The sequence below is a fragment of the Vibrio sp. 10N.222.52.B7 genome (genome assembly GCF_041474275.1).
Taxonomy (GTDB): domain Bacteria; phylum Pseudomonadota; class Gammaproteobacteria; order Enterobacterales; family Vibrionaceae; genus Vibrio; species Vibrio crassostreae_C.
This window is the reverse complement of record NZ_JBFRTU010000063.1, coordinates 21807-39519: the sequence shown is the minus strand read 5'-3', so window position 1 is coordinate 39519 and position 17713 is coordinate 21807. Positions and strand designations below refer to the sequence as shown.

General features: G+C 45.5%; 13 protein-coding genes. 6 read left to right on the top strand and 7 right to left on the bottom strand.

All coding sequences use genetic code 11. The annotated features are described in order from the left end of the window. Positions 1-101: 101 nt before the first annotated feature. Positions 102-1745 carry a methyl-accepting chemotaxis protein gene (locus AB4512_RS15890; protein WP_017064253.1) on the bottom strand — a complete coding sequence of 548 codons (1644 nt, stop codon included), beginning with the start codon at positions 1743-1745 and terminating at the stop codon, positions 102-104. A gap of 465 nt (positions 1746-2210) precedes the next feature. Here AB4512_RS15890 and AB4512_RS15885 point away from each other — a divergent pair, with 465 nt between their 5' ends. The 5 genes from AB4512_RS15885 to AB4512_RS15865 all read left to right on the top strand — a co-directional run bounded on the left by AB4512_RS15885 (position 2211) and on the right by AB4512_RS15865 (position 8276). Further along, positions 2211-3032, top strand: coding sequence for a phosphate ABC transporter substrate-binding protein (locus tag AB4512_RS15885; protein WP_017064254.1), 822 nt, complete (start codon positions 2211-2213; stop codon positions 3030-3032). 111 nt (positions 3033-3143) lie between these two features. Then, positions 3144-4073 carry a phosphate ABC transporter permease subunit PstC gene (gene pstC / locus AB4512_RS15880; RefSeq protein ID WP_017064255.1) on the top strand — a complete coding sequence of 310 codons (930 nt, stop codon included), beginning with the start codon at positions 3144-3146 and terminating at the stop codon, positions 4071-4073. Positions 4074-4088: 15 nt separating this feature from the next. Beyond that, on the top strand, positions 4089-4952 hold the full coding sequence (gene pstA, locus AB4512_RS15875) for a phosphate ABC transporter permease PstA (RefSeq protein ID WP_017064256.1): 864 nt from the start codon (positions 4089-4091) through the stop codon (positions 4950-4952). Between the two features lie 93 nt (positions 4953-5045). Continuing rightward, positions 5046-5795, top strand: a complete 750-nt coding sequence (pstB, locus tag AB4512_RS15870; protein ID WP_004737715.1) for a phosphate ABC transporter ATP-binding protein PstB — start codon at positions 5046-5048, stop codon at positions 5793-5795. A gap of 336 nt (positions 5796-6131) precedes the next feature. After that, on the top strand, positions 6132-8276 hold the full coding sequence (locus tag AB4512_RS15865) for a GGDEF domain-containing protein (protein ID WP_017064257.1): 2145 nt from the start codon (positions 6132-6134) through the stop codon (positions 8274-8276). Between the two features lie 69 nt (positions 8277-8345). Here AB4512_RS15865 and AB4512_RS15860 read toward each other — a convergent pair whose 3' ends face one another. The 6 genes from AB4512_RS15860 to AB4512_RS15835 are packed head-to-tail and all read right to left on the bottom strand — an operon-like array spanning position 8346 to position 15297. Further along, a complete protein-coding gene (locus AB4512_RS15860; RefSeq protein ID WP_372175166.1) occupies positions 8346-10025 on the bottom strand; it encodes a BatD family protein in 1680 nt (559 codons plus the stop codon). Between the two features lie 2 nt (positions 10026-10027). Beyond that, positions 10028-11929 (bottom strand): VWA domain-containing protein, encoded by a 1902-nt coding sequence (locus AB4512_RS15855; protein WP_372175165.1) that lies wholly within the window; start codon positions 11927-11929, stop codon positions 10028-10030. Then, positions 11922-12929 (bottom strand): VWA domain-containing protein, encoded by a 1008-nt coding sequence (locus AB4512_RS15850; protein WP_372175164.1) that lies wholly within the window; start codon positions 12927-12929, stop codon positions 11922-11924. Before AB4512_RS15850 ends, AB4512_RS15855 begins: the two co-directional genes overlap by 8 nt. Next, positions 12922-13407 (bottom strand): DUF4381 domain-containing protein, encoded by a 486-nt coding sequence (locus tag AB4512_RS15845; protein WP_065583800.1) that lies wholly within the window; start codon positions 13405-13407, stop codon positions 12922-12924. The genes AB4512_RS15850 and AB4512_RS15845 overlap by 8 nt, the downstream gene beginning before the upstream one ends. Next, positions 13404-14330: a DUF58 domain-containing protein gene (locus tag AB4512_RS15840; RefSeq protein ID WP_017060044.1), complete on the bottom strand. Its 927-nt coding sequence runs from the start codon at positions 14328-14330 to the stop codon at positions 13404-13406. The genes AB4512_RS15845 and AB4512_RS15840 overlap by 4 nt, the downstream gene beginning before the upstream one ends. Positions 14331-14340: 10 nt before the next feature. Further along, positions 14341-15297 carry an AAA family ATPase gene (locus tag AB4512_RS15835; protein WP_372074486.1) on the bottom strand — a complete coding sequence of 319 codons (957 nt, stop codon included), beginning with the start codon at positions 15295-15297 and terminating at the stop codon, positions 14341-14343. A 456-nt stretch (positions 15298-15753) separates the two neighbouring features. On the opposite strand from AB4512_RS15835, the gene AB4512_RS15830 reads away from it, so the two are divergent. Continuing rightward, entirely contained in the window at positions 15754-17670 is a 1917-nt protein-coding gene (locus AB4512_RS15830) for a methyl-accepting chemotaxis protein (RefSeq protein WP_017067914.1), read from the top strand. Positions 17671-17713 lie beyond the last annotated feature (43 nt).

Below are 17713 nucleotides of genomic sequence, written 5' to 3'. Positions count from 1 at the left end.
CTATTGGGGGTCAGTTCATGATGGCTGGCTTTTTGTTTATCGGCGAGTTCTAAAGAGCATACAGCCTGAATCTGTTTGCCTTGAACTTCGTACCTTGAAGCCTATACCTTAAAGTAATCCAACTGCTGCTTCTGTTGTTCTGCTAGGTTAGAAAGCTCGTGGCTTGCTGCAGCGGCTTGAGTAATGCCGGTAACGTTTTGGCTTACTAGGCTGTAGATGTTTGAGATGTTACGGTTGATGTCTGAGGTTACTTGGCTTTGCTCTTCGGCGGCAGAGGCAACCTGAGTGTTAATCTCAGTCATGTCCGTTACCGAGTTAGCAATGCCTGAAAGCGCCGCGCTTACTTCACCTGCAAGAGTTTGGTTGTGTTCCAGCATAGATAATGAGCTGCTCATGCTTTCATTCGCGTTACCGGATTGAACCTGCAAACCTTCTATGATGGTTTGGATCTCTTTGGTTGAATCTTGTGTACGTGCCGCTAGCATTCGAACTTCATCAGCAACCACTGCGAAACCACGACCGCTTTCACCTGCACGAGCGGCTTCGATTGCTGCGTTAAGCGCCAGCAGGTTAGTTTGTTCAGAGATACTTTGAATTACCTCAATCACTTTACCAATCTGTTCAGAGTGCTCTTTTAGCGTGCCCACAACATTTGCAGCTTCGCTTAGCTGAATCGCCATCTGTTCGTTAGCTTTGTTGCTTTCATTAAACAAGCTCATGCTGTGTGTCGCCATTTCGTCAGCTTGCTTAGACGCTGAGTCGGCTTGTACTGCGTTCTCATTAACGTGTGCTGCTGTGCTTTCCAATTGGTTCACAGCAGAAGCAACTTGCTCCACCTCTTGCTTCTCTTGGTCTGAGTTAACGCTGGACTGTGTCATTACAGCCGCTAGCTCTGTCGACGCAGAAGCCACTTCGATACTGATTCGAGACAGCGAGCTTACCGTGTCACGCAGCTGTTCAACAGACTGGTTTACGTCTTGCGCTAGGCGTGAGATTTCGTTGTCGCCATACTCTTCTGCTTTAACTAACAAGTTACCTTTTGCTACTTCCCGCATCGTTTCTTGAATGTTGCTGATCGGCTTAACAATGATACCAGCCAGCGTCCAACTGATAATTAGAGCTACAGACAGGATCACCAACAGTGCAATGGTCGCAGTAGTCAGCGTGCTAGCGTGTTGCTGGCCGTTGATGTCGACCTCTTGAGTGGCAAGCAAGTTCAGCTTTTTAGACAGAGTATTGATCGCTTGCACCATTTCATTACCCGCATGTCGGTATTGGTCGATTGCGATCTGGTAGCGGTTTTCAAAATCTGAAGATAGTGATGCATCGCCGTGTTTCGCTCTTAATAGCGGAAGCATGGTGGTACGAGAAAAATCGACATAGTGATTCATCGCTTTGTTCATCGCCGCTACTTCATCTTGCATGCCAGGCACTGTGTCTAATGAATTCAGTAGGCGAGTATTCTGATCACGTTTTTGGTTTAGTGTTTCAACCAGTGTTTTTACGTCATCAGCATTGAATAGACTGTAAATCGCTTTGATACGCATGCCATAGCTGTTGTCGACGATTTCGCTGAGTTCTTCTTTATGTAAGATTAATTGGTCGGTTGCTACTGACACATCTTTGAATGCACTTTCTAGCTTTTCACCACCGATAATGACACCGGCTAAAAGTAAAACGACGGAAAATAGTACGGGTATAAGAATTTGTATTTTGATTGATAAGCCACTGAGAAGTTGGCGCATGTAATGTCCTTCTTGAATAAAACAAATAGATGAGAATTATTATTATTAGAATTAGTTGGCGATTCTAACTAATGAGACTGACAATTCAATCAGTAATGAATTCGATTTTGATATATGAGATAGATATTTGATAAATTTTGAATATTTATTGTACAAACAAGGCTTTAGCCATTTTTAAGGTAGGGTTATTTGGCACAGAACCTTGTGTGGTATTAGGTAATAAAAGGGATGGCGAGATATTGAGCGGTTTAGCTTAAGTAGGTTGGAATGAATATTCGGTGCCTATGAGTGGGGCTAATTTATTACTTTAAGGCTAATTGGTAGGGGAGAAACAAGAAAATAAATTGCAGTTGTCATATAGGCTTCAATTAAGTGAAACACAACTGTCATATTCGGATTCTAAAGTAGGCCTCGTTCAAGCAAAACACAACATTACGGCAATAACGCCACTAAAGGAAATTTGTGATGAAAAAGACAGTTATCGGTGCAATCGCACTACTAGGCGCTCTAACAGTGAATACAGCTTCAGCTAAAGAAACTATCTCTGTAGTTGGCTCTAACAGTGCTTCTCCACTGGTTGAAGTTTTTGCAGAAACCTACATGAATAAAGGCGAACCAGTGTTCATCGAAATTCAAGCACCAGGTTCTTCTGCAGGCATCAAAGCAGCAAAAAATGGAAGTGCTGACCTTGGTATCTCTTCTCGTGACCTAAAAGAAGAAGAGAAAACAGCTGACCTGAAAGAGCTAGTTATCGCTCGTGACGGTATCGCAGTTGTTGTTAACCCGAACAACGAAGTATCTGCTCTTACTGCTGAGCAAATCACTTCAATCTACAAAGGCGACATCACTAACTGGAAAGATGTTGGCGGTGCTGACAAGCCAATCGTAGCAATCACTCGTGATACTGCATCAGGTACACGTGGTGCATTCGAAGACATCATGAAGCTTAAGAAGAAGATTGGCGATAAGAAAGTATCGGCTATCTCTCAACGTGCACAAGTTGCAAACGGTAACGGCGCACTTAAAGTTTCTGTAGCAAGCAACCCATACGCTATCGGCTTTATCTCTCTAGGTACAGTTGACGAATCTGTTCAAGCTCTAACTATCGACGGCGCTGCTGCGACTGTAGACAACGTTAAGAACGGTTCTTACAAAGTTGCTCGTCCATTCCTAGTTCTTTACAAAGCAGGCGCTCCAACAGCTGAAACTCAACAATTCCTAGATTGGATGGTTGCAGATGAAGCTCAAGCTATCGCTGGTAAGAAAGGCTACATCACAGTTAACTAATCTTAACTGACTCAATCTTAATTATTGCTCAGCCTGCTTTAGGCTGAGCCTTTTCTTTCAACTTTGTTTATTTCGAGCTCTTATTGAGCCACAAAGTTTGAGATTTTATATATGACCATCGCAAATAGTGAAAAGCTTATGAATACTGAAGCGACTCAAATCAACAAGCCAAGTCTACGTGCTAAGAAGCGCATCGACTGGAGAGAAAGAATCTTCCACGGCTTGTTCTTATCGAGTGCTGTAATCGGCATCGTATCACTAGCCGTTATCGCTTACTTTATCGTTGCAGAGAGTATCCCTGCATTCCAAGAGGCCGGTGTTTCTGGCATCGTTCTGGGTGTTGACTGGTTACCTCCAGCTCTATTCGGTGTTGCAACCATGATTGTTGCATCGATTGTTTCGACACTTGGAGCTGTAGTTGTTGGTGTGCCAGTTGGTGTATTAACCGCTATTTTTATTGCTGAGATTGCTCCAAAGCGTCTTGCAGATATTATTCGACCAGCAGTTGAGCTTCTAGCGGGTATCCCGTCGGTAGTTTACGGCTTCTTCGGTCTAGTAATTATCGTTCCAATGATTCAAAACGTTTTCCAAGTACCAGCGGGTAACACTATCCTGGCGGGTATCATTGTTCTGGGTATCATGATTCTTCCTACCGTTATCACGGTTTCTGAAACTTCGATTCGTGCGGTACCTCGCACATACAAAGAAGGTTCACTTGCACTGGGTGCTTCGAAAATCTACACGATTTTTAAGCTACTCGTTCCTGCTGCACGTTCAGGCATTATGACTGGTGTGATTTTGGGTATCGGCCGCGCACTTGGCGAAACGATGGCAATCATCATGGTTATGGGTAACGCGCCAGCAATGCCAGAAGGCATTTTGGACTCTGCTCGTACGCTAACAGCAAACATTGCAATTGAAATGTCTTACGCAAGTGGCGTTCACGCTAACGCACTGTACGCAACAGGTGTTGTACTTCTAGTGTTCATCATGATGTTAAATGGTGCTCTACTTTATCTTAACCGTGAAAAAGCGAAGTAGGCGAGGATAAGTAATATGGATCGCGTAAAACTAAAACAAGCACGTCAAACCAAAGATAACATCCTAAAAGGTTTTATCTGGGCAGCTGCAGCTGTAACCGTTGGTTTCTTATTCTGGATTATTTGGTACATCCTATCGAACGGTCTGCAATACGTAGATTGGAACTTCATCACTGACGATTACACTCGTACTGGTGAAGAACGTGGTATTTTCCCAATGATCATTGCCACGATCTACATGGTAATCGCATCGATTGCGGTAGCCGCGCCACTGGGCATCATGACGGCGATATACTTAACTGAATATGCGAAAGTAGGTAGCCGATTGGTGAAAGTGATTCGATTCTGTACTGAGTCGTTAGCTGGTATCCCATCGATCATCTTTGGTCTGTTCGGTATGACCTTCTTTGTTTCGATTCTTGGTCTTGGCTTCTCGATTCTGTCGGGTGCACTAACGCTAAGTATCCTGATTCTTCCTGTAATCATTCGTACTACAGAAGAAGCATTGATGGCAGTGCCACAAACTTACCGCGAAGGCTCATACGGCCTTGGCGCTTCAAAAATCTACACTATCTGGCGTTTGATCTTACCAAGCGCAATGCCAGGTATCTTAACTTCGGTCATTCTTAGTATTGGTCGTGTAATTGGCGAATCAGCACCTGTATTTTTAACAGCAGGTATGGTGGCACGTGTTCCTGAGTCGGTATTCGATTCTGGCCGTACACTAACGGTTCACCTATATAAGCTGACAACAGAGCTATTTACTATCGATGAGTGGAACCAAGCCTACGGCACGGCGACAGTCCTAATCGTACTGGTTCTCTTGATCAACATGGTTACAAAACTGATTGCGAGACGCTTCAACACGGCAACTTACTAAGCTCACTAGCTACTGACTCAACAATAAAGAGAGCCCCCGTGATAAAGAAAGCATCAAGTTAGACACGAATTTAAGAATTTAGAGATTACGAACATGAACAAATTTGATATTGAGAACCTAGACCTGTTTTACGGCGACAACCAAGCGCTTAAATCTATCAACCTGCCAATTCCTACTCGTCAGGTTACGGCTCTGATTGGCCCGTCTGGCTGTGGTAAATCAACACTATTGCGTTGTTTGAACCGCATGAATGACCTAATTGAAGGCGTTACGATTAAGGGTAAGCTGGATATGGATGGCACTGACATCTACGGTAATATCGATGTCGCTGACCTACGTATCCGCGTAGGCATGGTATTCCAAAAGCCAAACCCGTTCCCAATGAGCATCTACGAGAACGTGGCATACGGCCTACGTGCTCAAGGTATCAAAGACAAAAAACACATCGATGAAGTGGTTGAGCGCTCGCTACGCAGTGCTGCACTGTGGGATGAAGTAAAAGACCGTCTTAAAGCGCATGCATTTGGTCTGTCTGGTGGTCAACAACAGCGTCTATGTATCGCACGTACCATTGCAATGGAACCAGATGTAATTCTGATGGATGAACCAACATCGGCTCTAGACCCAATCGCGACACACAAGATTGAAGAATTGATGGAAGATCTGAAGAAAGACTTCACTATCGTTATCGTAACGCACTCAATGCAGCAAGCGCGTCGTATCTCAGACCGCACGGCTTTCTTCCTAATGGGAGAGCTTGTAGAGCATAACGAAACCAGCGTTATCTTCAGTGAACCAAAAGATGATCGTACTAAAGGTTACGTAAACGGTGACTTCGGTTAATCGACGATTTACGTGTGGTATTTAAGCGATTAGATACCTTTACACACTAACTGAAACGCAGGTTAGATAATCGAATAGAACAACAGAATTATCACTATAACTATAAGCGATGGAAGTTTTGCCCCACTATAGGTGGGGCTTTTTTATGTGTCTAAAAAATCCCCAATGTCGATGTGATTTTGGGCAGAGAATCCCATTTTTGTCGTCCTTCTCATGCTTGTGATAATGTTAAAGGTGAAACTGCGACCCGCTTAACATCTCATTTTCACTTACATTGATTGCATATCAAGCCTTCTGTATTTTTGCTTTATTCTTAATCGCCAATGGAAGGAAGCTGTGCCTGTTAAAGCCTTTGCAAAACAAATATCTGCGACACGCGACCATCGTCTGTTGGCTGAGTCTCTTTTTGACTATCTGGTTAAGGTACTTACTCCAAAAGGGATAGGAATATTTGCTGAACCGACGCCGGAGAGCGACGCATTACCGCTTTTTTCTTATGGCGACCTAACCTCATTGGCGAGCTACCCCTCTACATTTTGGCCGTGGGTCTCACAGTTTGATACCGCAGACGGGGTTTTGCCAATGGCTATCAACACCTGCAAGTGGGAACACATGAAAGTGCTTGGTGGGGAGTCGTTTATCATGATGCTCGACAACGCACCTGCCTCCAGAACTTATTTAATTGTTCAAAATTGCAATGCTGAGAAGGTTAATCAAACCTTTGACCAAGATCTTGATGTGTTACAGCTCGCGGCTGCCCGTTGGCAATGTATTCGTGCCGAAAAGAACGCGGCGCTAGAAATCAAACACAGAGACACACGTGAAGCTCAATACTTAGATGAGATAAAGTTACGTGAGCTGTTTGTAGAGAACATGAAGCTGGTTCATCAGGTCGCGCTTGAGCTTTCTAACCCTGAGTCACTCGATGCTTTGTATAAAGCATCGGTTGAGGCTGTGCGAGACAGGTTAGGGTTTGATCGTGCGATCTTCATGTTGCTTGATATGAAAAAGCGTTGTTTCAGCGGCACTTATGGCACTGACGAAGCGGGTAAAACCAACAGTGAACACCACACTCAATACGATTTGCACCAACTTGAAGCGGAATACATTGAAGCGCTGTCTGATAACCATACTAATCTAGTCATCATCGATAATGCGCCCCTGTATACAGAAGGTAAGGTGGTCGGGCAGGGGTGGAATGGCATGCTTATCTTGCGTGAAGGCGACAAACCTGTCGGCTGGATCGCCATGGATAACTACATTCATCGCTCACCGATTACTAACTATCAAAAGCAGATGCTTGAGTCTTTTGGCTCTTTGCTTTCTCAAATCTATATTCGCAAGCGCCAAGAGCAGAACATACGTATGTTGCACTCGAGTATGGTTGAGCTGTCTCGATGCGATAGCGTCAGTGAAGTCTGTAAGTCCGCGGTTAGTTTTGCGATTCAACATCTAGGTATCGATCGACTGGCTGTTTTCCTAACAGACAAAAAGTGCAGTTACATGCAAGGTACTTGGGGCACTGACATCAAAGGCGATATTGTCGATGAGTCCTATTATCGCTCTGAGCTGGTGGAACGTGACATCGTAGCCGCAGCTCGTGCTTGCCCTAATCAAGTGGCGTTTGAAGAATCAGTCCCTATTTATCACGACTTCAATATTGTCGGAGTCGGTTGGACGGCAATGACCATGCTCACCACCAATACGGGTGAGCCGATTGCGTTTATCGCTGCTGATAACCTATTAACTCGCAGTCCTTTAACCTCACAGCTTCGTGAGGTAATACGTATCTTTGCTTCGAGCCTTGCTGAGGTGCTGCAAAGAACCATGGCTCAAGAAGAACTGAAAAAGCTCAATGAAACATTGGAGCAAGAAGTCAGTAAGCGTACCCAAGAGCTAGAGTTGGCGAATGAGCAATTGGATATCATTTCTAAGCTAGATCCTCTTACGCGCCTTGGAAACCGCCGTATGTTGTCGCAGGTTCTAGAAGACTTGAACGGTGACGATCAAGGTGCCTTTGCCTTACAGAACGAAATTACATTTGGCTTGATTCTTGTCGACCTCGACCACTTTGGTTTGTACAACAGTGTCTATGGTCATACTGAAGGGGATGCGGCTCTGAGGACGGTAGGTGAGATACTGAATGCCCATGTTCACAATGATAAAGAAACCTTCTGCCGGATTGGTGGTGAGGAGTTTATGTTGTTGATGATTGGCACGAATCACTCAGAGACAAAGCAACGTGCAGAGTCGATTAGAAAATGCATTGAAGAGGCAAAAATCCTCCATTGTGAAAGTAGTACCAGCCCATATTTAACGGCATCCGTTGGCTATGCCTCGATAACTTCTGATCAGCACCAGTTTGACTTCGACCTACTTTATGGCAAGGCAGATAAAGCCTTGTATCAAGCCAAAGACTCTGGGAGAAATCGAATCGTTTCTGCCTTAAAACGTAAAAAAGTCACAGCCTCTCTTTCTTAAAATAAAGGCCGTTGATCTCAAGATGATCAACGGCCTTTGTGTTTTACTGTTGTTGATGAACAGCGTCGACTAAAGATTTTCTAGCGAACTATTATGCTTTTTACTCGCAACTCTCTTGGGCTTCTTCACCGTTTTGATTGCCAGCTCAGGGCTCCATGTTTGGGCTGGTGAACCGGCTTCACCATAAAGGCTTTGGTTTAGCTTGGTGAGTTCGGCTTCAACGGTTTGTAACGTTTCATCACTTAGATCTGTATTTTCAGATTTCCATTGCTCAAATAAGGTTCTGGTCATCACGCCATCTTTCGTTCTTAGAGCTTCAATAAGCGCTTCTGCGGTATCTGATTGACGTTCAACAGTGTGTGTTGGTTTTGTCGTTACACCGCGGCGTGACCAGAAGTAGAATGCCAATGCTGAGCTGATTAGCCACAAAGCTGCAAATAGGGCGGTGAGATAAGGCCAGATCCCAGGGCTATCCACAGTAACAACCGTCGGGCTTACTTGTTGGGCGGGCGTAGCAGTTACTGGTGGAGTGCTTGACGTTGCGCGATCACTTGCTTTTACCGCTAACTCTAGCCCCTGCGCTTTGCTTGTTTGTTCTGATTGCAAATCGGTGTTAAACCAAGCTTGAGATACATCAGGAAGCGAGATGTTTCCTGCCTCTTTCGGAATCAAGACTTGCTTGTAAACAACGACAGAATCACCTGACTGAGTTGTGCCAAATTGCGGCTTCTCTTCATAAACACGTACCGAATTAGGGTAGGTGATATTCAGTTTTGGCAGCTGGTGTTGCGTTAAGTTGCTAGCCGTCATCGTGATGGTACGAGTTAACGAATCACCCGCTTCCATTTCAATGGTTTGGTTGTCGCCTTCTAAACCATTACTATTTCCCAGTTGATTGCCTTGGCTATCTGACCATTGTTGAATCAGTTTGAAGTTTGATGTTGGTAACCACTCACCTTGGTAGCCTTTTGGTACGTCCTTCACAGTTACATCTAAGATTTCAACGGGTGTGTCGAGTTGGAACAAACGTGTTGTACTGGAGTTATTGGTTGAGTAGACAACAGCTCCTGTTAGCTTCGGCCCGTTCAGCTTAAATTGACCTGCTTTTTGTGAAGAGATACGGAATGACTGTTGAACTACCGTCACCTCCTTTCCATTGAGAACGTCTTGAAATTGCTTCGATTCCCCAATAGGTTCCACATCTAAGCCTGAAGAGCTCGGTGGCGCTATTTTAGGATCTTGCAGCCTTCTTGGGTCAGCTTTGATGATGAGTTTTACATCAAGCTCAGCCACTTCTTCTGGGTACAGCGAGTTCTTGCTGAGATTAAGCTGGAACTCTGCCATATCATGTTGAGTTGGAGCGGCTTTGTTAATTGCAACATTGATGGTGATAGGCTTGGTTTTTGCCCCTTCAATATCAAAACTCGGGATTTGCAACTTACCCAAACGCAGTGGAGCAAGGCTAATGTTCCATTCACTTGACACCGAACGGCTGCCATTGACGATTTGCATCGACGAGCCAAAGCTTGGTGTACCGACATAGAAGTCCTGTTGGAGCGCCGTTAGATCTAAAGCATCAGAAGAGACCTTTTCATCGGTCGCGACTCTAAGTAGGAATACTTCATCTTTGGTGACACTGTTATGTGAAACGCTCGCCACGGCGTTTGCAGCCAATACTGAGAAGGACGAGAAAGCTCCCAACAACAATGTTAGGAGTACGGATAAAAATGGCTTGTTTAAAAATCGCATGGTTACCACTTTTTGTTCTGGTTGTTAGGAGCACTTTTTTGTCGTGCTTGTAAAATCATTTGCGCTTTAAGCAGTTGGCTCGGGGCACGGGCGCTTTCTACTTGCTCAAGTTTTCGCATGTCAGGGTCGCTCGACAGAGGTTGATCTGAGGTTTGTGCTACAGCTTGCTGACTACTTTGCTCACCATCTTCTTTTGAAGCTTGTTGTGCGCTAGCACTTTGAGGTGTAGCGCCTTCTTGGTCACTCTGTTTCGGCTGATCACTGTTACTTTGTTGCGTGGCTTGCTTGTCGTCTTGTTTAGACTTTTCAGAGTCAGAGTGATTTTCAGGTTGGCCTTGAGATGAGTTTTGGTCTTGGCTACCGCGTTGATCTTGGTTACTGCTTTGATCTTGCGACTTGCCATTGTCAGCGGAGCTTTGTTGTTGATCCTGAGAGCTTTGCGAAGAATCATTTTGCTGACCTTGCTGACCTTGCTGACCTTGCTGACCTTGCTGATTTTGCTGATTTTGGTCTTTCTGGTCTTTGGAGTCAGAATCGCCTTGCTGTTGCTGTTGCTGTTGCTGTTGCTGTTGCTTCTGAGCCTGTTCGACAATCTCTAGGTTCTTCTTGGCATAAGCATGTTCAGGGTTGCTTTCAAGAATACGTTGATACTCTTGGATCGCTTGGTCGTACTTACCTTGTTGGGCTTGAGCGTTAGCAAGGTTGTAGCGAGCATCTTCACCAGAAAGGTCTTGCAGCGTCTGCTCTGCGGCTTCGAAATCACCGGCTTTGTATTGAGCAATGCCTTTCCACTCTTGTTGGGTGAACTGTTCAGCAGCTTGTTGGAAGTCCTCGTCCTGATACAGCTGATAGCCTACTTGATCATTGGTTTTCCACGGGTTCGCAAACGCAGTATTTGGTTGGCTAAAAGAGATAACTCCAGCTAAGGCACACCAAATAACCCCTTTCCTGAATAATGCAAGTGCCGGAAGTAATAGCAAAGGCAGTAACCAGAAACCGTTGTTCACTCTGGTGTTGAGTGAGTTCTTGGTCTTGGTTACTTCCGATGTTGTTGCAACGCGGTCGAGGTAGCTCGCGATGTGTTCAACATCTGAGTTATCAAATTGAACTTCAGTGAACGTGCCACCATAGCTGCGTGTAAGCTCGCGCATGTTCTTCAAGTTGGTTCTTGCCACCACGGTTTGTCCTGAGTCGCTTTGCAGCATCGACCCCGTAGGTAACGAGATTGGCGCACCGTTTTCACTCCCTACAGCTAGAATCGACAATGTCCAATCGTTGCCAGAGAGTAGGGAGTCGATCTGCTTCTTCTCTTGGTCATCGATGTCATCAGCAATCAATACCAAATCACCTTGGTAGATCTTCGCGCGAGTCATCATATCAATCGCAAGCTTAACGGCTGATGCGGCATCACCACCTTGATAAGGCATGATATCTGGCGATAGGTTAGGCACTAGGTTTTTGATGGTGTTGATGTCTGACGTTAGCGGGCTAATGGTGTAAGCATCCCCAGCATACGCCACCATGCCTGTTAGCCCTTCTTTCCACAATGAAAGCAGATCCAGAGCCTTGTATCGCGCTTGAGTTAAGCGATTCGGCTTAATGTCGGTGGCATACATAGACATCGACATATCCATGATCACAACTCGTGCCTGCGTTTTTTCAAAGCTTGGTTGTTCGTTTTTCTCGAAGCTTGGCCCAGCTAACGCAATAACGCCGACCAGCCACCAAATACCGAAGTAAGTACTGCGATTTTTCGATGGCTTGCTTGATTCTGGCGCCAAGTAACGGGCGATGTGTGACGCCAATAACCCTTGTTTCGATTGTCTCTTGCTGAGCCACCAAATAGCGGGCAGGGCAGCAAGTGCTAACAACCAATATGGGTAGATAAAAGTAAAGTTAGACATTGTTTCTCCTAATGGCTAACAGCATAAATGCGAAGAACATGGCAGCCGACAAAGGCCATACAAACCACTCTTGTTGTGGTCGCCATATTTTGGTCGCATTTGTCACGGGTTCTAGTTGGTTGATAGTGTCGTAAATCGTTGCCAGCTCTTTGCTGTCACGCGCCCGGAAGTATTGACCGCCAGTGCGTTTGGCAATTTCCATTAGCGTGCGTTCATCTAAATCTTGAGCGGTGTTTACTTTACGAGTCATGAAGAACTCTTTAACCATCATTTCGCCTGCGCCAACCCCGACGGTGTAGATGGTTGCGTTGTACTTCTTAGCAATATCTGCGGCCTCTAGTGGGTCCAACACCCCGGCGGTATTACTGCCGTCGCTGAGTAGTACCATCACACGTTGAGGCGCATCACTATCTACAAAGGTTTTGGTCGCCAATCCAATGCCGTCACCAATCGCGGTTTGATTGCCGATCAGTCTTAGGACTGCTTGATTGAGTTGCTGTGACAGCGTGTCTCTATCCAAAGTCAAAGGTGTTTGTAGGTAGGCATGATCGGCAAAGAGTACCAAACCAACTCGGTCGCCTTTGCGGCGTTCAATAAAGTCACTCAATACGCGTTTCACCGCCGACAAGCGGTCGATGTATTCGCCATTGAACTGCATGTCTTCTTGGCTCATCGAATAGGAGAGGTCGACAACTAACATTAAATCACGATGCTTCGGCTGAAACTCCACCGGTTCGCCATACCATACAGGGCGTGCGCTCGCCGTAACCAGCAGAAGCCAGATAATCACGGACAACGCCTTTGGTAAGCGACTGCTCGGTGTTTTGGTATTGCTGTCTTCTGGCAGAAATGGAAGCCTTAGGACATGGCTTGATTCTGACTTTGGTGAGAACAAGTAAACGAGCAACGGCAGTGGCGCGATGAAGAACATCCACCACCAAACGAACTCGATGTTTAGCAAGTCCCCGCTTAGAAACATAGGGCTTAGAAAATCACTCATAAAGACCTCGCTTAGGAGGAAGGGCTTTACGAAGCCAAGTTTCGCAATCATTAACTAATTGTTGTTGAGCCTTTTTCTGTTCGTCGTTCATAAGGGCTACATCTTGATAGAGCGCTTGTTGCCACTGGGATTGTTTTGCTACAAATAACGGCTTCGCCAATTGCGCATCTAAGAACTTCAACCAATCATCACCAGACAAACCTGCAATTTTTTCACGAGGGAAATAGCTCAGTGCTGCTTGACGAACGATGTCTTGAGCTTTGCTCGGAGACAAGCCATCTTGGGACTGACTATTACTAAAGTAAGACAGCGCTTCTTGTTTCGCCTGTTGATTGTTTTTTCTACGTTTTAGAATGAAAAACACCAAGGCAATCAGGAAAATGGCTGTGATAATGACTGCCCACCAACCCCACGCCAAAGGCCACCAAGTCGGGGCGTCTGGCGCAATCACCGGACTTAAATCTAAGGGCTGTTTCATGACTGAGCTCCTGATATCTGGCTCATGAGTGACTGCGCACTCGACAGCGAGCTATAAGGTATCGCGAGAGATAACCCCATCTGTTGCAGCTGCTGTTTCTTAAGCGAAAAAGCATGGTTAAGCTTTTGCTTTTCTTTATTAGAAGAGAAATTAAACCATTGAGTTTTGCTGCCATCGGTGACCTGTTTAGAGCCTTTATAGGTGGTTTCACCTTGCTCTAGCGGGTCGTAGAAATGCACAAGACGTACTCTGTTGTGTCGGCGAATTTGACTGATAAGTGAGTAGTCACTTTCTTGGTAACGCACAAAGTCACTGAGCATAATAATATCGCTTCCTTTAGGGCAAAGCTGGTGCAGAGATTTCAGTCCATGCTCTAAGGTCGTGTCATTATGATTGTCGTGATTAGTCAGTGCCGTATTATTGATTTCTATGACTTTTTGCAAAATACGCAGTGGAGCATGGTTGCTTGCACTTGGCTTAATCTCAATGACCTCTTTGCCAGTATCGATCACCGCGCCAATTCGATCTTTTTGAGCCACAGTAAGCCAGCACAGTTGGCTAGCAAAGTGTGCAAGTTGAACCGATTTCAGCAACAAGGTTGAACCGAAAATCATACTGCTTGATAGATCCAAGAATAAAATGACAGGCTGTTCTCGTTCTTCAGAGAAAAGTTTGGTATGCGCTTTGCCCGTTCTGGCTGTTACACGCCAATCAATGCTGCGAATGTCATCTCCCGCTTGATATTGACGAACTTCAGAGAAATTCATCCCGCGACCTTTACGGTTGCTCTCGTGTTGGCCGTTAAGCTGTGACCAAAGGCTCTTGGCGGGAGGCAACCAGCGAACAGACTGCGCTTTGTATTGCAGCAGCTCATCCAGATTTAACGTGACGCCGTCACTATGGTTGGGTAGTTGATTATTCATGCGCGTATCCCTATGCGCTGCCAACCAATGAAATAAGGTGTGCGATCACTTGGTTTGCGGTGACACCTTCAGCTTGTGCGTGGTAGCTGCGCAGTAGACGGTGGCGTAACACAGGGAATGCCATCGCTTGAACGTCTTGTGGAGTGACGTAATCTCGTCCTGCAAGCCAAGCGTGAGCGCGGGCACAACGGTCTAACGCAATGGTTGCACGCGGGCTGACACCCATGTCTAACCATTGATCAAGTTGGTCACTGTATTGCTTAGGTTGGCGAGTCGCCATAACCAGTCTGATGATGTACTGCTCAATGGTGTCTGCCATGTGAGTGTTGAGCACTTCTTGGCGCGCTTCAAAGATCGTTTGCTGAGATATCTGTTGTGGCTGAGCTGATTCGTTACCTTGAGCCTCACCACGGTTGAGTCGTAAGATCTCAAGCTCGCTTTCCATATCTGGGTATTCAACCTCTAGGTGAAGCAAGAATCGGTCTAACTGAGCTTCCGGTAGCGGGTAAGTCCCTTCTTGTTCAATTGGGTTCTGTGTTGCCATTACCAAAAATAGCTCAGGCAGCGCATAGGTTTTTCGACCGGCAGTTACTTGTTTCTCTGCCATTGCTTCCAGCATTGCCGCTTGAACTTTCGCCGGAGCTCGGTTGATCTCATCCGCTAGAATCAGCGAGTTGAAAATCGGGCCTGATTGGAAAGTGAACTCCCCAGTCTCAGGACGGAAGATGTCGGTACCCGTCAAATCAGCAGGTAACAGATCGGGAGTGAATTGAATGCGGTGGAAGTGACCCTCAACACAATCAGCCAATGATTTTACTGCGCGAGTTTTTGCTAAGCCGGGAGGTCCTTCAACGAGGATATGACCATCCGCTAAAAGGGCGATCATCAGTTGCTTAACGAGCTCTTTTTGACCAATGATTTGAGACTCTAGATAGTTTTGAAGGACTTCGAAATTTGTTTTGTGCATTTTGGACTCTCTGGGTATCCATTTGATTTTTATTTTGAGTATTGGTCACTGATTTCGAGGAAAAAGTTCCAGTACATTTGCGTAATTTATTTTTTCAAAATTGGAAATATTTACAAGTGGTTAGCTAAAAAAATCGTTAGGTTGTGATTATTACTATATCAATTGGTTTTTATATACAAAAGCTCGGCGGTGGGGAGTGGTTTGAGTTCGGTTGGGTCTCAGGGGGTGAGAACTAAAATTGACTCTCGACAATGCGGTATTTGCTTAGTTAATTCATGCTCAAGGTGAATATTTCTAATTGTTACATCATATTTGCAGTTTTTTGAGAAGAAAGTCTCTAGTTTTATTGGTTGTGGCCGATACATCACTCAGATTGTGCATTGCTTGTTGGAGTGCACTAAAAAAGTCCTGTTCAGGGTATACCAATAACGAGCGATTCTTTTTAAAGGTCCAAATATGTTTAAAACTAACTCTCTGAGTATCAAGCAAAAAGTTGTACTTGGAATTACCTTTGCGGTTCTTGCATCGACAGTGATTGTCGGCGCAATGGCACAACAACAAGCAAGAGATGTATTAAGTCATCGATTGATCGATATTGAACTTCCAGGAATGCTAGAGCGAATCAATGGTGAAATTGACCGAGAAGTCTCTCAGCTATTACTAGCGGCGGAGCAAATTGCTTCAAATGAATTTATTTCTGATGCTATCGAATCGACCGATCGCGATCCGGCACTAGAAAATAAACTGGTTAAACAGCTGAACAATGTTCGTAACCAGTATCAGTTGAACGATGCATCAGTGGCGAACCGTCAAACGGCTTACTACTGGAACCAAAATGGTTTCCTGCGTCAGTTAAACCAACAGCAAGATGGTTGGTTCTTTGGCTTTACGCAATCTGGACAGCCGACCATGGTGAGCATGTTCCAAGAAGCCAATGGCGAAGTGAAGATGTTTGCTAACTATCAACAACCTTCTGGTTTGGCGATGTCTGGTCTATCAAAGTCGATGGATGACATGGTTAACCTGCTGAACGGCTTTAAGATTGAAAATACCGGCTTCGTATTCTTAACCGATAGCCAAGGTGATGTTCAAATTCACCGTGAGCGTTCTCGCAGTGACTCTTCACTTCAACAACTTTACGGTCCTCAAGCAAGCCAACTACTGAACAAGTCGGGTTTTAACCTGATTACCACTGAAAGCCAAGGCCAAGAGCTGTTCGTGGCGAGCTTGTATGTGTCTTCAATGGACTGGTTTGTTATTGGTGTCGTTCCGACTGGTGAAGTGTTTGCAGAGTTAGATGCGACAGCGCAGAAGATGCTGATCATGACTGCGGTTGTGGCATTAGTGTTTATCCTAATGGGCGTAGTTCTGGCGAACAGCATTACTCAACCGATCAAGCTTTTGGCTAAGCGTTTCGGCGACTTAGGTGAAGGCGACGGTGACCTTGCACAGCGTATCGAAGTGAAAGGCAACGATGAAATTGCACAGCTTTCAAAAGGCTTCAACGGATTCATTGAAAAGATTCACGAGTCGATGAAAGAGGTGTGTTCGACAAGCCAAGCGCTTCAAGTGGCTGCAGAGAGTGTTTCGAATAAAGCTCACATCACCCACGACAACAGCCAAGAACAGCGCGACCAAACCCTTCAAGTCGTAGCTGCCATTAACCAAATGGGTATGACCATCAGTGAGATTGCATCGAACGCGGCAACCGCAGCAGAAACGGCAACTCAAGCTTCAGGCAATACGGAAGTAGGTCGCTCTGTGGTGAACAAAGCAAAAGACGCGATCAGCCGTTTGGCGCAAGATATTGAAAGCACAGGTCAGGTAGTAGAGCAACTGGCTTCTACAACTCAAGACATCGGTTCTATTCTGGGTGTTATTCGTGATATTTCAGAGCAAACTAACTTACTCGCATTGAACGCTGCAATTGAAGCCGCCCGTGCTGGTGAGCAAGGTCGTGGTTTTGCGGTTGTAGCGGATGAAGTACGTAACCTAGCAAGCCGTACCGCAGATTCAACGGAAGAGATTCAAAAGATGATCAACCAACTGCAAAGCGATGCTAAAGATGCGGTAACGGCAATGAGTGCGGGTAAGGTGATTACCCTTGAAGGTGTATCGGCTTCGGATGAAGCGGTAGACGTGCTGAGTGGCATTTCAGACCGTATCGTTGATATCACAGACCGTAACACTCAAGTGGCAACGGCAACGGAAGAGCAATCAACCGTAGTTCACACCATCAACCAGAACATTGAAGAGATTAACGCAATCAACGAAGTGACAACGGGCACGGCTGAGCAACTTGCTGAAGCGAGCCAAGAGCTTCGTGATCTATCGTCTCGTCTAGATAAGATGGTTGGTTCATTTAAGCTTTAATTCTTTCAAGCTGTAACATGACTTAGAAAGGGATATAGACGAA